Raw genomic sequence first — 17,967 nt, 5'->3', positions numbered from 1 at the left:
TTATATAAGTGATTCGTTATATAATCCGTACATACAAATGAATGTGCAGGGAGGGGATTGGTGTTGACAACGATAGCAGTTATGGATGCAAAGAGGGTTTCGGCTTGTATGAAGACGCTTGGTGACCCGACGCGCCTGATGATGATGAAGCTGTTGAGCTCGGCTGATTATTGTGTCTGTCAGTTCGTGGATATGTTTGAAATGAGTCAGCCGTCCATCAGCCAGCATTTGAAAAAGCTGAAGATTGCCGACTATGTGAAGGAAGAACGAAGGGGTCAGTGGCGCTATTTTTCATTAAATGCCTCGTGTCCGGAGCATGAATTGATCAAGCTGATCCTTCAACAAATTCCCGACAGCGATGAGGTACTTCAACAATTGAGATGCAGGGGCGAGAACGCAACTTGCTAGAGGAGGAATTATGTTGACAGAAGTTATATTGGCATCGGTGATCTTCCTGATCACACTGGTGCTGGTCATATGGCAGCCGAAGGGCCTGTCGATCGGCTGGTCAGCCTGCGGCGGAGCAATCCTGGCCCTGCTCGTCGGAGTGGTCACATTCAGTGACGTCATCGATGTTACATCGATCGTGTGGAACGCGACCCTGACCTTCATTGCCATCATCCTGATATCACTTATTCTCGATGAAATCGGGTTCTTTGAATGGGCAGCCCTTCATATGGCCAAAGCGGCCAAGGGTAGCGGGGTCCGCATGTTCATCTACGTTTCGCTTTTAGGGGCCGTGGTGGCGGCACTGTTTGCAAATGACGGAGCGGCATTGATTCTGACGCCCATCGTCTTGGCGATGGTAAGGAATCTAAACTTTAATGAGAAGCTCGTATTTCCTTTCATCATGGCGAGTGGATTCATTGCGGATACCACATCGCTTCCCCTCGTGGTGAGCAATCTGGTCAACATTGTATCGGCAGATTACTTCAACATCGGGTTCGTGGAATATGCTTCACGCATGATCATCCCGAACTTCTTCTCCCTTGGAGCAAGCATCCTGGTGCTCTATCTCTTCTTCCGAAAGAGCATCCCGGGGAAATATGATGTGTCCCAGCTGAAAAAACCGGTGGACGCCATCAAAGATGAGAAAATGTTCAAGCTGTCGTGGGTGGTCCTAGCTGTTTTGCTTGCGGGCTATTTCGTCAGCGAATTCATCGGGATCCCGGTCTCCATCGTAGCGGGGATCGTCGCAATCTTTTTCCTGATCATGGCGAAACGAAGTCCCGTGGTGAACACGAAGACGGTCATCAAGGGTGCGCCATGGGCCATCGTGTTCTTCTCGATAGGGATGTATGTGGTGGTATATGGACTTCGCAACGCAGGTCTCACTGATATCCTATCCGATGCCATCCAGGCTACGGCGGACCAAGGGCTGTTTGCGGCAACGATCGGAATGGGCTTCATTGCGGCCATCCTTTCCTCAGTCATGAATAATATGCCGACGGTGATGATCGACGCGATTGCCATATCGGATACGAATACGACGGGGGTCATCCGGGAAGCCTTGATTTATGCGAATGTCATCGGCTCCGACCTGGGGCCGAAGATCACCCCGATCGGTTCCCTGGCCACGTTGCTATGGCTTCATGTATTGTCCCTTAAGGGCGTGAAGATCTCTTGGGGAACGTATTTCAAAACAGGTATCATCCTGACGATCCCGACCCTGTTCATTACACTGGTCGGACTGTATCTCTGGTTACTGATCCTATAAAATCACACTACTCATTGTAAGGAGAGACGCACCATGTCAAAGAAAACCATCTACTTTTTATGTACAGGAAATTCATGCCGCAGCCAGATGGCTGAAGGCTGGGCAAAAAAACACCTGGGAGACGAGTGGAACGTCTACAGTGCGGGAATCGAAGCCCATGGCTTGAATCCCAATGCTGTAAAGGCGATGAAGGAAGCGGATATCGATATCTCGAATCAAACATCTGATATCATTGATCCGGCCATCTTGAATTCAGCAGATCTTGTCGTGACCCTATGCGGTGATGCGGCAGATAAGTGTCCTGTGACACCGCCTGGCGTAAAACGCGAGCACTGGGGCTTTGACGACCCGGCCAAGGCAACAGGATCTGAAGAAGAAAAATGGGCATTCTTCCAGCGAGTGCGGGATGAAATCGGTGAACGCATCGAGCGTTTCGCCCGTACAGGAGAATAACAAAAAGAAGCGCAGGAACGGTTCTTCAACCGCTCCTGCGCTTCTTTTTATGTTATACTCATCCAATGAACCAATCATCCTACCTTTAAAAGGAGTCAGATCATTATGGAAAAGGTGCAATCAAAAACATTGACCGAGCAGGCCCTGAATCAGCTTGAACAACTTCTTGAGAGCGGGGAGTGGCCGATTGGTGAGAAGATTCCGCCGGAACCGGTCCTGATGGACACCCTGGGGATCAGCCGCAATACCCTTCGGGAAGCGATCCGATCCCTTGTTCACGCCGGATATCTGGAAACGAGACAGGGAATCGGAACCACCGTAAAGAGTCACAGCGGCCTTGACCGTGCCCTTCGTAAACGGATGAGAGCAGGCGATTTGGTGGAGGTCCTTGAGCTGAGGCTGGCCCTCGAACGGGAGGCAGCTGAAAAGGCAGCCCTGAGAAGGACGGACGAACAGCTTGGGGAAATGCGCAGCCTCCTGGCTTTGTGGCAGGAAGCTGCTGAAGAGATCGATTCCGGGGCATTCGTCCGGCAGGATATCGCCTTCCATCAATCGGTCATTCGTGCGTCGGGGAATGCCATGTTCATGGAGATGTACGACTCAATCATCGACTCTGTCCATCAATCAGTCTATAACCTTATTGATCTGAACGATCTGAATCACGAAGATATCAGGATGCACACAGAACTCCTTTCAGCCATAGAGGCAAAAGACCCTGTCCAAGCTTCCGAATGCGTCAAAAAGTACCTTGGGACGCTTGTTGATCAAATCAATGCCATTGAACATAACAGAAAGAAGTGAATTGTATGCAAGAAGCAAAACAACAGCAAGCGGGCTGGATAGCCGTCATCGGGGTGATCTTCATTGCCATGAATCTGAGGGCGCCAATCACCTCAGTCGGACCGCTCATCCCATTGATCCAAGGGGACTTCCACTTTTCTAACGCTGTGGCGGGGAGCATCATGACCATCCCACTCATCGCCTTTGCCCTTTTTTCACCGTTTGCGCCAAGACTTTCACTGAAGTTCGGGCTCGAACCGGTCATTTATACGGCTCTTGTCGTATTACTTGCCGGCATGGTCCTGCGCGTCTTCCCCCACGGCAGCTGGCTTTTCGTCGGGACCGGTCTTGTCGGGATCGCCATTGCCATCTGTAACGTACTCATGCCGGCCCTGGTGAAAAAGTCGTTCCCCATGAAGGTCGGATTGATCACGGGAGTCTACGGGATTTCCATGAACGTCTTTGGGAGCCTGGCATCAGGCGTCAGTGTCCCACTTGCCCAGTCAAGCTCCCTTGGCTGGCGCGCTTCACTCGGGGTATGGGCCTTCCTTGCCGTGCTCTCGGTCATCCTATGGAGCTTCTTATTAAAATCGGTCAAAAAAGAAAAGGTGATCGAGCCTCCGGCGGTGAAGGTGCGGATGTGGAATTCCTTGAAGGCTTGGCATGTCACGATCTTCATGGGTATCCAGTCCTTCATGTTCTACACCCTTCTTACCTGGCTACCGGCCATCCTTCATGACCAAGGGTATACCCTCAATGAGGCAGGTTGGGTCGTGTCGACGCTTCAGATGGCGATCATCCCCATGACGTTCATCATCCCCGTCGTCGCAGAGAAGATGAGTGATCAAAGGTGGTTGACGATCGGGTCCGTCATCCTTCTGTTCCTTGGATTAATCGGTTTAATCACAGGCTTCCTGACCGTGTTATCTGTCCTCCTGATCGGGGTCGGCATCGGAACGATGTTCGGCCTCGCCATGATGTTCTTCGTCCTGAGGACAACAGACAGCGCCCAGGCGGCCGGATTGTCTGGTATGGCCCAATCCATGGGTTACTTATTGGCGGCAGTGGGTCCCGTGTTCTTCGGTTACTTACATGATCTGTTCGCCAATTGGACGATTCCATTCATCCTGCTCATGCTCCTGACCCTGATCCAACTCTTTGTCGGGATCGGTGCAAGTAAGGGGAAACTCGAATAATGCAAACGAAGCACGGGGACTCCCGTGCTTCTTCGCATTTACAAGCTATTCAGCGGAGACAGGACGTCGGCCACATCATTCTTCGGTGAGTTGACAAGCTCGCTCACGGCATAGAGCTCCATTTCTTCAGCCGGATAAGGGACCAGAAGCGATTTCAGCTCGTCAACCGCTTGATTGGAAGGGTCCAGCCACCTGGCGTAATCCGTACGTTTCAAAATGACGGGCATGCGGTCATGGACGTCTTCTGTCAGGGCATTCGGAGTCGTCGTGATGATGGTGCACGTATGAAGGGGAGCATCTCCTTTTTTCCACGTTTCCCACAATCCCGCGAAGGCAAAGGGCTTTCCGTCCTTCATGACGAAGCGGTATGGTTGCTTGCGGTCATCGACCTTTTTCCATTCGTAGAAGCCATCAGCGATGATCAGGCAGCGCTTCTTCCTGAAAGGCTCCCTGAAGCTTGGCTTCTCATTGATCCCTTCAGCACGGGCGTTGATCATCTTATAGCCGATCTTCGCTTCCTTTGCCCAGTGGGGAACTAGCCCCCATCTCAACATGCCGCCCCGGCGCTTCTTCCCGTCCGAAATGATGGAAAACACCTCTTGGCTCGGAGCAATATTGAACCGCGGCTGAAGGTCGGCGGATAAGTCGAATTCGAACTGCTGTTGAAGTTCATGTACACTCTCAATCAATGAAAAACGGCCGCACATGCTCCCGCCCCCCTGTCATTTTTTTAACCAGTATACCAACAATACGCAGAATTCAATCAAAAAAACCATGTATTCATGCTGAAGGAAAAATTATTATATGATAAAATATGGAACCATTGGGTTTGTGATGAAGATTCTACACATATGTAACTTAGAGAAATATAGGGGGAATGAACATGGCGACTTACGTTAATGGGGGGTCCCTAACGTGGCTGATGACCGCAATTGCATGGGGCATACTGATCATAGGTGCGGTTTTTATGATAAGACGACAGAAGCACCAAGCTCCATTCTGGAAGGAATTCCTAGTTTTCATGGTAGGGGTATTTACCATTTCATACACATTTGAGCCGAGGGGGATCATGGTCAGGATCCCGATCCTTCCACTAGGCGTTTTGATCCTCTATTTGACCTTGAGGCGGAAAAATGGGAGATGGGAGAGGTATCGCCGTTTCGCCTGGTTCGGGTTTGCCGGGAATATTCTTCTGGCGATCATGGCACTGGCGGCCATTCCGCTCAGTTCCATTGTTTATCCATCAGATGATCCGGCTACGTATCTATCAAATCCAGAGAAGGTCTCCCTTGTTCAAAGTCATCCCGCAGGATCAGATGTGAGGCTCGATCACCAGAAGCTGCATGAACAGCTGAAGGGAATGAAGCAGGCACAGCCTGACGGGGAGATGTGGTACATGGAATCAATGGTGGAAGATGAAAATCAGTCCAAAGCACCGGAGCGCTTCCCATATCTCCTCAATGGCGTCGAGCCGAAGTGGGGAAGTGGTCTTTCACCGCTGATCTATGTTGAAGGGAACGGGAAGGGCTTGCTGATTTTATCGGGCGATACCCAATACTATTATCAACTCTCTGAATCAATCATAAAAGGGGGCGGGGCGGAATGAAGAATGTGAAACGGATGATCGTCATCGTACTTGCCGTCTCCTTGATTGCCTTTGGCTTCGTCTATTGGTTCAAGCTAGCTCCGGCGGGTCCTCTGCCCGATGATAAGGCGGCGGCGAAGGAAATCAACGGGCTACTGAACAAAATGGGGACGGATGAAGGGTTACAGGTGGAATCAATACTGGAAACGGTGCAAGCCGATGATCGCCATGCCTTCATACCCTTTGAAACGGATGCCGGTGTTCGCGGCTTCAGCCTTTGGGTATGGAAGGATCATCAGTGGAAAGCATCGTCAGCCACGACAGACGGCGACCCGGTGATCTGGAAGGTGCGTCCCGGAGACCCTTCAAGCTACCGGGTGGTCTGGAGTCTCGATCCTGCTGAGAAAGTGGACCGTCTGGTATTCTACCTGATCCAGAAGCGGTCTTTTCAAAACGAAGCGTATCAACCCCGAATCCAGATGGAAAGGGAGCTTCCCTTTGCCGAGCATCCATACGGGTCCATCAAGGTCCCAGAGAAGTGGCGAACTATTATCCGCGGGGAAGTGGATGAGTCCGAGGCGAGTGTTGAATTCGGATGGAGGTCCCTCGATTCTTCCGGAGAAGATGTCTTCATAGAAGGACAGGGGCAGTCTTCTTATCTCCGGTATGAAGATCACCAGGATCTGATGATGCCGCTGCAGGAAGATGAATTGGAATGAAGGAAGAGGCTGGGACAAACGTGTTTTAGTCAAAGTAAAACCCGACTTCATGTGCCTGCGATCAGGCTAATGCATTCGGGTTTTTACTTTGTTTCATGACCATTACGATTTCATTGTTTCAAGCTCCTGATTGGAGTGCAAGACGAAGACTCTTGTGGGAAGAGTAGCTGATGTGAGACCCCGCAGGCATGCCTAGGAGGCCCACGGGCTACCCGCGGAAAGCGGAGTCTTGCACGGAAATCATGAGCGGTATAAAGAACCTGCACTCATATTGTTGTTCATTAAATGGTCCCTTTTTAGTTTTGTCCCAACCTCTTTTTTTGTCTGTTATTCTCTCACACGAGTCGGTCAGTGCCGGCACTACTGATTGTGATGCTGTGGGAGTACATCCCTGCAGAGGCATAGGCTTTGACAATCCCATCATGGAGAATGGAAGATTTGTCCACTTCTTTATAGAGCAATTCCACGGTGAAGGGATGCTTGAAAGGAGCCCCGGTTATTACGATGTCATGAGGGCCCGTCCACTGTCCTTTCAACGGGTCATCGGTGTGATTAAAGCCTTCCGTATGCTTGAATCCATTTTTGAACCAAGGGTGCTCTTCGTCCTTCGATACACCGGGGCGATTCAGGCACATATAAAGAGAGAAATCGTCTGAGAATTGGAGAAGGGTGAAATGCTCTTGAAGGAGATCTTCATCCAGAGGAGGCAGCCTTTTCCGCAGTTCTGTTTGGCGCAGGGCCTCCTTCTCCAGGAACCGCAGACAGTCGGGATCGGATGTGTTGGTAAAGAAGGAGGAGAAGTGAAGGCTGCATAGAAGTCCTGCGTATAGATGCACTTCTGAAATCTCATCGATCCCGCGCGTATAGAATACCAGCTTTGGAATGAGCGGGTAATCGGAAAAAGTGAAAGGACGGTGCGCGGCATCGTTCCAGACCGGTGTGGTGTCCAGTCCGATCCAGCTCCTGTCATGCTGATAAGAGGCATGCAGAAGTTCGTCCCAATAAGCGTTTGATTTTACTATGGATGCGTCGAAGTGCTTTACGATCTCTCCTGACAGGAAGGCATGGTCATGCTGTTTGATCATGATGAAGGAATCATTCGTTTCACGGATGATCATAACGGTATCCCCCTCGCAATAGATGCTTCCATTTTATCGCACGCTTCGATTCCCTGTAAAACGCATCACGCATTCAATCGCTGGGAGGCCCTGTCCTTATTTTTGGTAATCGGGACATGCTTCAGTGCTTTACCCAGTCCATAAAGAGGCATGTTCCCGTAAACCGTCTCGTATTCCCCTGGGGAAAGCCTGTACGTTTCGTGATAGATCCCCACCACGCCGCTTGCACCGATTTTTTGGTTGAATGCCTTCCAAGCTTTCAGGTGCTTCTCGTTCCGTGCATAGGCAATGAGGTCATCTGTCGACCGCCAATATTGAATCATCACCGTAGTCCGGAGGCCGAAGTAGCTTTCCATGGACAGGCAGCCGAGCTCCTCTTTATGCGTGTACAACTCCTTGATCATACCCGGCATCGCCTTGAACACCGGGAACCATTTGTGCACTGCCAGGCGTTTATTGATCCTCATGCCGATGATGAAGACCACGACCTCTTCCGAATTCTCCGTCGTGTATCTGCCGTTAAACACTTGATTGCCCATCATGCTCCTCCTTAGAGTACAATTTTTCGAGAGTCGCGTCGCACCAATCGATTGAAGCCAGTGCACCCCTCTTCCCATAATCCAATGTGAACAGCCAGTAGTCGACATCTTCAGAGCGCTCTTCCTGATTCAAGATTCCTTCTTCAATGGTCACATAGGTGGCAAGTCGTTCTTGGAGTTTTCCTTTGTAGTCGGTTAAAAGCTTGATGGTATGGTCGGTGGATTGATGTCGACCAAAGAACAGCTTCAAAAGGATTTCATTCTTCTCAAGTGGGGGCTGGTCCACAGGCTCTGAAAGCCAATTCCCGAGTACCTCCATGCCTTTGGAGGTGAGGGTGTATTCCTGCTTATCCCTCTTTCCCTCTCCTGAGGAGGCCCTGACTTCTGCCAGTCCTTCATCCACAATACGCTTCAATGTTGGGTAGATCTGTCCGTAGCTGATTTTCCAGAAGTGATTCAGGCTCCGGTCGATGAGCTGTTTGATTGCATAGCCCGACCGGCAGTTCGTTGTCAGGATGCCTAAGATGGCGTAGGTTGTATGATTGTACGTCTTCATTTTGTTTCACACCTATCTTTTTGATATATCTAATTGATATATTATACCGGTTGATGGGAAAGTTCAAGAAGGAAAAATCAATCGGTCCCAAGTCTTAGCGGAAATCGACCTGAAGCTCGTTCCCGATCACCAGGTGGTACTGGTATGCTGGTGTTAAACAGAGGAAACGGGTGGATGATAGATGAGACGATTGATGATATGCATCGTGTTGCTGGCTGTAGGGAGTACCCTGATTTTGACAGGATGCTCTTCTGGGAAAAGCGAAAAGGAAGGCCTCGACAGCCTCCAGAATGTCCAAAAAATCGATCGTACGGAGGGCGGGGAAATCATTCAAACTGTAAGCGATGCCGATGAAATCAACTCTTTCAGCAAGGCTCTTGAAGTGGGAAAATGGAAGCTCACAGGAAAACAGAAGGATGATCTGGTTGCGGGAAGCACCTACCTGTTTTACAGGACGGACACGGTGAAGTTCGGGGAGGAACAAGCAGATCAAACGGATATGAAGGAAGTGGCGCGCATTACCGCATACAAGGAGGAACCATACGTTCTCTTGATGTATGGTGGTGTAGAGATGGTATTTGAAGTGCCAGCGGAAGTCCAGCATCGCTTGAATCAATGAGAAGGGCCCCTGAATCGGTTTCAGGGGTCTTTTCATTCAGCGGATATCCAAGCCAAGAAGCGCAGCAAAGGATAGAGCCTGCTTTTCGGACACGATGCAGCCCTTCAAATCTTCCATTGACACAAGGATGGACTCGAAATACGAGGTGCTGAGATCGATCCCCTTCAGTTTCGTTCCATCAAAGCTCACGTCATCCAGGTCGCATACATCATAGATGACCTTTGCCAGCTTGCAGTTGAAGAAGTCGGATCGCTTCATATTGGATTCTTGGAAGATCACTTTTTCGAATTTGGAATCACTGAAATTACACATGGTCATGAGACAGTTTTCGAAGGCGACATTCCCGAAGCGGCTTTCAGGCAGCTGGACGCCCATAAGCTTGCACTCCTGGAACGTGACGCGGTGAATGCTCGCCCCTGTCATATCCACGTTGGAAAAGTCACAGTTGATGAACTCGACATCAGTCAGATCAATATTTCGGAATGAGGTCCCTTGGAAGGAGGAATTCCTGATCACCATGCCGGAAAGATGCACCCGGTCGATCTCCTCTTCGTCAAAGATGGATCCATCGATCTCAAGGTTGCTTAAATACGGGTCCTCCTCCATGAAAATCATTTGGAAGTTCCCTTGCGTGAGCTGGCGGGGCAGTTTTGGTTTATCGATTTTAATGGGAAACACCTGCTTTATTTGAAGTCGGTTGGGGACAAACCCCTCCTCCCTAGTGTAGCATCTTCTTTCTTGACATTAAATAGTTGACCCCCTAAACTAATGGAGTAATCATTTTAGTTTAGGGGGTCAACTATTTGGATAAGCGTCTGATCGAGGCCGTGGAGCTGTTCGAGGATGTCATGGTGTTCGGGACCGAGCGCGTGCTCAGGGATGTCGAGGCTGAAGTATGGCAGGAATATTCCCGGGAACAAATCCAGGTCTTGAAGCTGTTGAATAAGAACGGCCCGTTGCCTGCCGGTGCCATTGCAGAACTTCAATGTGTGCATCGAAGTGCAATCTCCAACCGGCTGAAAAAACTTGAAGAAAAAGGATTGATCGAGATCGTCAAAGCTGAGGGTGATCATCGCTCGAAGCTTGTCAGCCTGACTCAGCATGGGCGTGCTGTTGTAAAGGAATCCGACCAGGCGGTGTACGATTATATTGAAGCATTGTTTGCCGATCAGGTGGAGGATGAAGAGTTGGATCAGTTCCTCCAGATGTTCAAAAAGATAAAACATATACTGAAATTGGAGGGTGAGCGTAAGTGAAGAATATCATCAAATTCAAGTGGCCGATCACCATCGGCATGATCGCACTGACCGTATTGCTATTCGTACTGGCACCAAACCTGACGAAACAGGCAGAAGAAGCGGGAACATTCCAGCTTCCAAAGGATGCAGGATCCCAGCGTGCCGCTGAAATCCTTGAAGACGCGGGAGCTGGAGACGAAACGATTTCCCTCGTGTATGCACTAGACGGCAAATTGGATGATGCCGCGAGGAAAGACATCCAGGCAGATGTCGATCAGTTGAAGGATCTAGGGGATCCCGTGAAATCGATCCTCGATCCGTTTGAAAGCAAAGATACAGAATCACAGCTTGTATCGGAGGATGGGAAGACCGTTCTTGTTCCCATCACCGTAGATGGCTCCCAGGAAGAAGTCGTCGATCTCGCCGATTCCATTCAATCGGATATCATCGATGGGAAGAAAGATGTCTACCTGACCGGGGAGGCATTGATCAATAATGATGTGAATCTGAGCGCCCAGGAAGGGTTGAAGAAAACGGAAATCATCACCGTCGTCTTGATCTTCGCCCTCCTGCTCGCTGTTTTCCGTTCCATCGTCACCCCATTCATTCCGCTGATTTCAGTGGGGATCACCTATCTTCTCAGTCAGTCGATCGTGGCGTTCTTCATCGACTGGTTCGGATTCCCGGTATCAAACTATACGCAGATCTTCCTTGTGGCGATCCTGTTCGGGATCGGGACGGATTACTGCATCCTGCTCCTCAGCCGCTTCAAGGAAGAACTCGGTGCAGGGAAGGCTGTCAAGGATGCCATCATCCGTACGTATAAGACGGCGGGCCGTACCCTTTATATCAGCGGACTTGCCGTATTCATCGGATTCTTTGCCATCGGGTTTGCCGACTTCCCGATCTTCAAATCGGCCGTGGCCGTCGCAGTCGGGATTGCGGTTCTCCTACTTGTTCTGAGCACGGTCATGCCGTTCTTCATGGCTACCCTGAAAGAGAAACTGTTCTGGCCGTCAAAAAAATCCGTATCCCATAACGATAGTAAGCTGTGGGGTTGGATGAGCAAGCTGTCGGTCAACCGTCCGATTCTTTCCATGCTTGTCGTGGCTGTCATCACGGTCCCGCTTTTGTTGACCTATGACGATGCCCTTTCATTCAATACAGTAGATGAAATCGGGGATAACTATGACTCTGTCAAAGGTTTGCATGCCATTGAAGATGGTTTTGGGCAAGGGGATTCCCTGCCGGTGCAAGTGCTCCTCTCAAGCGATAAGGAATTGGTCACCGAAGACATCGTCCCTTATGTAGAGAAGCTGAGCAGCGAACTCGAAAAAGTCGATGGCGTGAAGAGCGTCCGCTCCGTGACACGTCCGACGGGAGAAGTCATCAATGAGTTCTATGCAGATTACCAGCTTGGCAAGATTGCAGAAGGGATCGATCAGGCTTCTGATGGTGTCGGCCAGACAGCAGACGGCATCAAGCAGTCCATGTCACTCCCACCAGAAGTACAGGCGCAGGCTGCCCAGTCTGGTCAACAGCCAAATCCGGTTGAAGGACTTGATCAAATCAAAGACGGCCTCGACCAGGCAAGCAATCAGCTGAATCAAATGGCTGACAGCAAGGCGATACGTGATACAGGCACCTTCGTCCCTGAAGGAACCTTGGAGCAGGATGAGTTCAAACAAGTGCTCGACCGCTATGCCTTCGATGACAAAAAGGGTACGCAGCTTGAAGTCATCCTGGAGGACAATCCGTATTCTCCGGAAGCGATCGATACCGTTGAAAAAATCGATGAGGCAACGCAGCGCGTCATCAAAGATACACCCCTTGAAAAGGCAGAAGTCGCCTTCGGCGGTGTGTCCAGCATCAACCGCGATCTGAATGATATCTCGACGAGCGACTTCACCCAGACGGTGACAATCATGCTCATCAGTCTGTTCGTCGTACTGGCGATCCTTTTCCGCTCATTCATCATGCCGCTCTATATGATCGGTTCCCTGCTTCTGACGTACTTTACGTCTGTTGCCGTGGCTGAACTGATCTTCATGAACGGATTCGGATACGACGGCATCAGCTGGGCCGTTCCATTCTTCGGATTCGTCATGCTCGTAGCCCTCGGGGTCGATTATTCCATCTTCCTCCTCGACCGCTTCCGCGAAGAAGCAGCCGGAGGAATGACCGTGACAGATGCCATCAAGATCTCCATGTCCAAGATGGGGACCGTCATCATCACCGCCGCCATCATCCTGGCCGGAACCTTCGCTGCCATGATGCCATCCGGCGTCCTCAGCCTCGTACAGATTGCGACCATCGTCATCACCGGTCTCCTCCTGTATGGACTGATCGTCCTGCCGCTTCTCATCCCAGCCATGACCGTGTCATTCGGCAAGGGCGTGTGGTGGCCGTTTAAACCTCATAAAGAAAAAGAAAAAGCACGTTCATAACGTGATAAACAGAAAGCCCCTTGCGAATCAGCAAGGGGCTTTCTTCATTGCCTGTTGATGAGGCGGTTGATAGGAAGGGTAAGATAGATGAGTTCGTCGTTTGAAAGTCATCACGTCATTCATGATAATACCAATCGTCCTATCACATAATATCCATGACAGTATGTGCGGTCATACTACTTCTGATGCATTGACCCCATACAGTTCTCTGTTATAGTTTAGGTTTGCTGAATAATTGGTATGGTTGTGGAAAGGGAGGTGACGTGATGCGGAGTGTACGGTCCAGGTTATTCGGGATGCTGGTGATCTTTATTATTTTGCCCTATTTCCTATCTGTTTTTATTATTTATGACAATACGAGATCATCGGTCGAGGAGCATGAGATCGAGAAGAGCCGGGAAGAGCTGGAAGAAGGCAGCCGTGCTCTTCAGCGGTACTTTGACGAGATGATCGAGCTCTCCTACTCCCTCTATAATGACCCGGATGTGCTCAGTGTGTTTGAAAACGGACTGAATGATGAGCAGAGAAAACCGTTTGAACGGAGCATGAAAATCTTCTCGATCAGCCGTCCTGAAGTCAGGCAGATGAGGATCTATTTTGAAAAGGATTCTTCTGCTTTGAGTGTGTATCAGTCGAAGTTCAGTGCGCCGAAAAAGCAGGAGGACTATGTGAACCAGGCTCCCTTTCGAACCCTGTATGAGTCCGATGACAATTTCTTCATCGAGAGGCCGCATGTGATAGAAAATGCGAACAATGCGGCGATCCTGCCTGAGTCCGACCGCACTCGGGTGTTGACGATCCATCATAAAGTCTCCAATGTTTTGTCAGGTGAATTCCTTGGCTTCATTTCCATGGATATCGACGTCAATGCCTATTCATCCCTGATCCTCAACCTCTCTGACGGTGGTGAGAGCCGCTTGACTCTTCTCGATGGGGAGGATCGCATCATGTATTCGAGTCAGCGCACCAATGACGGCGAATCCGGGGATGAGGGGGATAAGCTGGTCCTCGAAGAGAAGCTGAAAGGCAATCTTGAAGGGTGGAGGCTCGTCAAGGTGATCGACCGCGATGTTCTCTTTAGAGACGTAAATCAAGCGGCCACGACGAATATCTTATTGGGAATCGGCGTTGTGCTTCTGGGCATCATCATGGTAGTGGTCATATCCCATATCATCACCAAGCCCATCGAGAACTTAAGTGAGAAGGTCAGGAGCATCGGTGGGGAGAATATGGATGTGGACTTTACCACCTCCCGGAAGGACGAGCTTGGTCATCTTGAAGATCATATGGACGAGATGATGGACCGCATTAACCAACATATCGACCGTGAATACAAACTTGAGATCGAGAGCAGGAAGAATCAATTCCGTGCTCTCAGATCCCAGGTGAACCCGCACTTTTTATTCAATGCCCTGCAAACGATCGGTGCTGTGGCCTTGAGGTCGGGGGCGAAGGATGTATACAAACTCATCACGTCCCTTTCTAAGATGATGAGGTACTCCCTCCATGCCGATCAATGGGTGATCGTACAGGAGGAGCTCGACTATATCGAGACGTATCTCTCCCTGCAGCGTGAGCGATTCGGTGAAGGAGTGCAGGCTGATATCCAGGTGGATGAAGAGGTTCGTGCTGCTTCCATTCCGAGCATGCTGCTTCAGCCTCTGGTCGAGAACTACTTCAAGCATAGCTATGAAGAAGGGTATGACGAAGCGACACTCTCGATAACGGGTGAAAGGGTTGGAGAATCCATCCTCTTTACCGTGCAGAATACCGGGGCATCCATAACAGAAGAAGACCTCGGGCGGATACGGTCCGCCGTCTACGGGGGCCCATCGGGGCAGGACGGCGGAATCGGCTTGAAAAATATCTATGACCGCCTGCGATTGAATTTTAAAGAGAACGCATCTTTTCAGCTGGATACATTGGAAGGTAGGGGCTTCAGGATTATCATGAAGCTGCCTTTCATGGAAGATAAGCAAGAAGGGGGAAACAGCGATGAAAGCACTGATCGTCGATGATGAACGCAATGTACGGAACGTCATCCGCCAGCTTGGGGACTGGGATGTGTCCGGCATCACCATGCTGCTGGAAGCGTCAAATGGCCACGAGGCCCTCGACATCGTCCGCACTGAAAACCCCGATATCATTTTTACAGACATCAAAATGCCGAGGATGACAGGACTGGAGCTCATTGAAGAGCTGAATAAGCTCGGGTACACCGGGAAGATCATCCTGATCACGGGCTATGACGATTATACATTCATGAGAAAGGCGATCCAGCTCAACAGTTTTGACTATCTGCTGAAACCCATTGATGCCGATGCGTTCGATGCGGTTTTGAACAGGGTCGTGACGGCAATCGGGGAGGAAGCGTTGGAAGACGGGGAGATTGTTGAAGAAGCGAGGCGTCTCCGCAGCAATCAGATCTTTACATCTGCGTGCAGCGGCGGAGGAACAGAAGAGCTGGCAGCTTTCCTTCCTGTGGATGAGGAGCTGGAGGTGTCCCTTCTCTCCTTCTACCACACCCATCTGCCCGAACCGCATATGGATGCACTGAGGGGTGAGCTTCAGGAGAAGGGTATCGGGAATGTGTTTGCCTTTCTCGAAGAAGAAAACCTGTACGCAGTCCTGACGGTGAAGGGTCAATGGGTCTACGTAGAAGAATGGGTGAGCAGTCATATCGATCTGCCCATCCGTCTTGTCCAGGGGGAACTACCCGATCTGGTTGAGTTGCCATCTGCATTTAGCAAACTGCAGGATGAGCTCCAACAGAACCACTACCGGAGCATCCGCAGCCTAGATGAACTCGAGTCTGCAAGACGGATCCAAGAGATCGTATCATATGTGGAAACCTACTATATGGAGGATATCTCCCTTGACCGCCTCTCGAAAATGTTCTTCCTCACAAGGGAACATATCTCAAGGACGTTCAAGAAAGAAACGGGGCTTCCTCTTTCCAAATTCGTGGCAAAACTCCGGATCGAACAGGCGAAAGTCTGGCTGACCGATTCAGAGGAGACGATCTATTCGATTGCGACCATGCTCGGCTATCAGGATGAGAAGTATTTCTCAAAGCTGTTTAAAAAAATGACCGGTTTTACTCCATATGAGTTCCGCTCCGGGAACAGCGGGGTGACAGAATGAAAAAACCGATATTGGTCCTGCTATCGACACTGATTGTAAGCTCCATCGCCCTGTCTGCATGCGAGGGGCGTGATGAACAACAGGAGGCACAAAGGGAGAAGAAACCTGTCACCCTCACGGTCCGGAATCCGAAGGTGGAGATAGCGAATGAATTCGAACAGATGGCCAAAGAATATGAAGAAGCCCATCCAGGGGTCAGGATCAAAGTCGAGACCGTGGGTGGTGCTTCGGATGATTACTCGGATATTACCGCTAAGCTGACTGCGGGAAAAGGACCCGATATTTTCACGAATATAGGCAATGAAGCGATGAAGGAATGGATTCGATATCTAGAAGACTTATCGGATGAACCGTGGGTGGCCGATGCCTCCCCTCATACGCTGGATGGAATCACCCTTGACGGGAAAGTATACGGGGAGCCCATGAGCATTGAAGGCTTTGGGGTCGTCTATAACCGCGACCTCTTCAAGAAAGCGGGCATCACCGAACCTCCGCAAACGTTCTCGGAACTGGAAGCAGTTGCCCGCAGGCTGTCATCTAAAGGAATCACGCCCTTTGCCAACGGGTATTATGAAGATTGGAAGCTCGGTCATCACTTGACGAGCGTGGCCTTCGCCGAAGAAGGTCCCGGGTTTGTGAAAGCCCTTCATGAAAAGGACATCCATTTTACCGACAGTGAAGAATTCAACCGTCTATTTTCACTTATCGATTTGACGGTCCGATACGGAAATACGGCCCCTGCGACGACGGATTACTACACGGAGGTCGACCTTTTCAAAGAAGGAAAGGCTGCGATGATCCTTCAAGGAAACTGGGTGGAGCCGTTGTTGGGTGAGGCACCCACGGGAATCTTCCCCCTACCCCTCAATGACCGGGGAGACGCCAAGATGATTGCCGGAGTCCCGAGCTACTGGGTGATCAATAAACAATCGTCGGAACCGAAAAAGAGAGAAGCAAAACGCTTCCTCCGGTGGATGGTGTCTTCTGAAAAGGGGCAGGAGTATATGACGGAGCGTTTCCGGTTCATTCCGGCGTTCAAGAATGTGCCTGTGAACGATCTCGGTTCCCTGGGAAAAGAGACGTCTTCATTGATCAGTGAAAACAGGACGTTCAATTGGTCTTCCTTCTCTCCTTGCATCAAGAAGCGATTCGGTGAAATCATGAAAGCATATATCAATAAAGAGAGTACGAGGCAGCAGGCACTCAAAGGCTTTGATGAAGCCTGGACTGAAGGGGCTTGTGCGGCTCCTTCCCCTTGATAGCATGGCATTCCAGCCGTGCTTTTTTTATTGCGAGGATAGATGGATCGTTCTACTACCATGCATTACAGGCTTGGGAGAGTAATTGGCTAGAGGGTTGCCATCCCGAGGTTGAGAGTGGACCGTTTCGTTCCGCTGCGGCCACCCGCTTTCCATGGGGCGTGCGGTGAGCCGCTTCGGCACGCCTGCAAGGTCTCACCCAGCCCACTATCCCCATAGGAGTCGGGAGGTCTCCGTTGCACTTCACTTTGTGCATATGAGAGGGGATGTGATGATTGGAAACATGGGTATCGCCATCCTGTTTTGTAATGAATATGTGGTGGAGAGGAGACCGTTTCGTTCCGCTGCGGCCACCCGCTTTCCATGGGGCGTGCGGTGAGCCGCTTCGGCTGCGCCTCCAGGGTCTCACCCTGCCCGCTATTCCCATAGGAGTCGGGAGGCCTTCGCTGCACTGCACTCTGTGCGTAGGAGCGGAATGTGCTGATTCAAAACAGAAATCGCCATCCTGTTTTGTAATGAATATGTGGTGGAGAGGAGACCGTTTCGTTCCGCTGCGGCCACCCGCTTTCCATGGGGCGTGCGGTGAGCCGCTTCGGC

The 17,967-nt window shown here is 50.5% G+C and carries 19 protein-coding genes; 13 read left to right on the top strand and 6 right to left on the bottom strand.

The window, feature by feature from the left end; all coding sequences use genetic code 11:
• Nucleotides 1-81: 81 nt before the first annotated feature.
• The 5 genes from ACNA6I_RS21640 (at nt 82) to ACNA6I_RS21620 (ending at nt 4,146) form a co-directional block, all read left to right on the top strand.
• On the top strand, nt 82-408 hold the full coding sequence (locus tag ACNA6I_RS21640; RefSeq protein WP_048004946.1) for an ArsR/SmtB family transcription factor: 327 nt from the start codon (nt 82-84) through the stop codon (nt 406-408).
• A 13-nt stretch (nt 409-421) separates the two neighbouring features.
• The gene (locus ACNA6I_RS21635; RefSeq protein WP_048004947.1) at nt 422-1,717 is read left to right on the top strand and encodes an arsenical efflux pump membrane protein ArsB; all 1,296 of its coding nucleotides are present in this window, start codon (nt 422-424) and stop codon (nt 1,715-1,717) included.
• A gap of 33 nt (nt 1,718-1,750) precedes the next feature.
• Entirely contained in the window at nt 1,751-2,170 is a 420-nt protein-coding gene (gene arsC, locus ACNA6I_RS21630) for an arsenate reductase (thioredoxin) (protein WP_048004690.1), read from the top strand.
• A gap of 105 nt (nt 2,171-2,275) precedes the next feature.
• A complete protein-coding gene (locus ACNA6I_RS21625) occupies nt 2,276-2,971 on the top strand; it encodes a FadR/GntR family transcriptional regulator (RefSeq protein WP_053072410.1) in 696 nt (231 codons plus the stop codon).
• A 5-nt stretch (nt 2,972-2,976) separates the two neighbouring features.
• The gene (locus ACNA6I_RS21620) at nt 2,977-4,146 is read left to right on the top strand and encodes a CynX/NimT family MFS transporter (RefSeq protein WP_048004691.1); all 1,170 of its coding nucleotides are present in this window, start codon (nt 2,977-2,979) and stop codon (nt 4,144-4,146) included.
• A 38-nt stretch (nt 4,147-4,184) separates the two neighbouring features.
• Here ACNA6I_RS21620 and ACNA6I_RS21615 read toward each other — a convergent pair whose 3' ends face one another.
• A complete protein-coding gene (locus ACNA6I_RS21615; protein ID WP_048004692.1) occupies nt 4,185-4,853 on the bottom strand; it encodes an SOS response-associated peptidase in 669 nt (222 codons plus the stop codon).
• Nucleotides 4,854-5,029: 176 nt separating this feature from the next.
• Here ACNA6I_RS21615 and ACNA6I_RS21610 point away from each other — a divergent pair, with 176 nt between their 5' ends.
• Both ACNA6I_RS21610 and ACNA6I_RS21605 read left to right on the top strand, forming a co-directional pair.
• Nucleotides 5,030-5,752 carry a hypothetical protein gene (locus ACNA6I_RS21610; RefSeq protein WP_048004693.1) on the top strand — a complete coding sequence of 241 codons (723 nt, stop codon included), beginning with the start codon at nt 5,030-5,032 and terminating at the stop codon, nt 5,750-5,752.
• Nucleotides 5,749-6,450, top strand: a complete 702-nt coding sequence (locus ACNA6I_RS21605; RefSeq protein ID WP_252265431.1) for a hypothetical protein — start codon at nt 5,749-5,751, stop codon at nt 6,448-6,450. The genes ACNA6I_RS21610 and ACNA6I_RS21605 overlap by 4 nt, the downstream gene beginning before the upstream one ends.
• Before the next feature lie 335 nt (nt 6,451-6,785).
• Here the strand turns inward: ACNA6I_RS21605 and ACNA6I_RS21600 are convergent, their stop codons facing one another.
• From ACNA6I_RS21600 to ACNA6I_RS21590, 3 genes are all read right to left on the bottom strand, one after another.
• The gene (locus ACNA6I_RS21600; protein ID WP_367259399.1) at nt 6,786-7,568 is read right to left on the bottom strand and encodes a DUF3891 family protein; all 783 of its coding nucleotides are present in this window, start codon (nt 7,566-7,568) and stop codon (nt 6,786-6,788) included.
• Nucleotides 7,569-7,633: 65 nt separating this feature from the next.
• Nucleotides 7,634-8,107, bottom strand: coding sequence for a DUF4188 domain-containing protein (locus ACNA6I_RS21595; protein ID WP_416314206.1), 474 nt, complete (start codon nt 8,105-8,107; stop codon nt 7,634-7,636).
• Nucleotides 8,088-8,663, bottom strand: coding sequence for a PadR family transcriptional regulator (locus ACNA6I_RS21590; RefSeq protein ID WP_048004697.1), 576 nt, complete (start codon nt 8,661-8,663; stop codon nt 8,088-8,090). Before ACNA6I_RS21590 ends, ACNA6I_RS21595 begins: the two co-directional genes overlap by 20 nt.
• 181 nt (nt 8,664-8,844) lie before the next feature.
• Between ACNA6I_RS21590 and ACNA6I_RS21585 the strand changes: the two genes are divergently transcribed.
• Entirely contained in the window at nt 8,845-9,282 is a 438-nt protein-coding gene (locus ACNA6I_RS21585) for a hypothetical protein (protein ID WP_048004698.1), read from the top strand.
• Nucleotides 9,283-9,318: 36 nt separating this feature from the next.
• Here the strand turns inward: ACNA6I_RS21585 and ACNA6I_RS21580 are convergent, their stop codons facing one another.
• The gene (locus tag ACNA6I_RS21580; protein ID WP_231578988.1) at nt 9,319-9,960 is read right to left on the bottom strand and encodes a pentapeptide repeat-containing protein; all 642 of its coding nucleotides are present in this window, start codon (nt 9,958-9,960) and stop codon (nt 9,319-9,321) included.
• 125 nt (nt 9,961-10,085) lie between these two features.
• On the opposite strand from ACNA6I_RS21580, the gene ACNA6I_RS21575 reads away from it, so the two are divergent.
• The 5 genes from ACNA6I_RS21575 to ACNA6I_RS21555 all read left to right on the top strand — a co-directional run bounded on the left by ACNA6I_RS21575 (nt 10,086) and on the right by ACNA6I_RS21555 (nt 17,370).
• Nucleotides 10,086-10,538 (top strand): MarR family winged helix-turn-helix transcriptional regulator, encoded by a 453-nt coding sequence (locus ACNA6I_RS21575; RefSeq protein ID WP_048004699.1) that lies wholly within the window; start codon nt 10,086-10,088, stop codon nt 10,536-10,538.
• Entirely contained in the window at nt 10,535-12,967 is a 2,433-nt protein-coding gene (locus ACNA6I_RS21570; protein ID WP_416314153.1) for an MMPL family transporter, read from the top strand. The genes ACNA6I_RS21575 and ACNA6I_RS21570 overlap by 4 nt, the downstream gene beginning before the upstream one ends.
• Nucleotides 12,968-13,233: 266 nt before the next feature.
• Entirely contained in the window at nt 13,234-14,985 is a 1,752-nt protein-coding gene (locus ACNA6I_RS21565) for a sensor histidine kinase (RefSeq protein ID WP_416314152.1), read from the top strand.
• Complete coding sequence (locus ACNA6I_RS21560) at nt 14,963-16,111, top strand: response regulator transcription factor (protein ID WP_048012127.1); 1,149 nt, start codon at nt 14,963-14,965, stop codon at nt 16,109-16,111. The genes ACNA6I_RS21565 and ACNA6I_RS21560 overlap by 23 nt, the downstream gene beginning before the upstream one ends.
• Nucleotides 16,108-17,370, top strand: coding sequence for an ABC transporter substrate-binding protein (locus ACNA6I_RS21555; protein ID WP_159130249.1), 1,263 nt, complete (start codon nt 16,108-16,110; stop codon nt 17,368-17,370). The genes ACNA6I_RS21560 and ACNA6I_RS21555 overlap by 4 nt, the downstream gene beginning before the upstream one ends.
• 417 nt (nt 17,371-17,787) lie before the next feature.
• Here the strand turns inward: ACNA6I_RS21555 and ACNA6I_RS21550 are convergent.
• The coding region (locus ACNA6I_RS21550) for a hypothetical protein (RefSeq protein ID WP_416314151.1) at nt 17,788-17,967 on the bottom strand (180 nt) is incomplete at its 5' end.

The sequence above is a fragment of the Rossellomorea sp. FS2 genome, from assembly GCF_047915635.1.
Taxonomy (GTDB): domain Bacteria; phylum Bacillota; class Bacilli; order Bacillales; family Bacillaceae_B; genus Rossellomorea; species Rossellomorea marisflavi_A.
The sequence above is the reverse complement of the archived record's forward strand: the minus strand, read 5'-3'. Positions and strand labels throughout refer to the sequence as shown.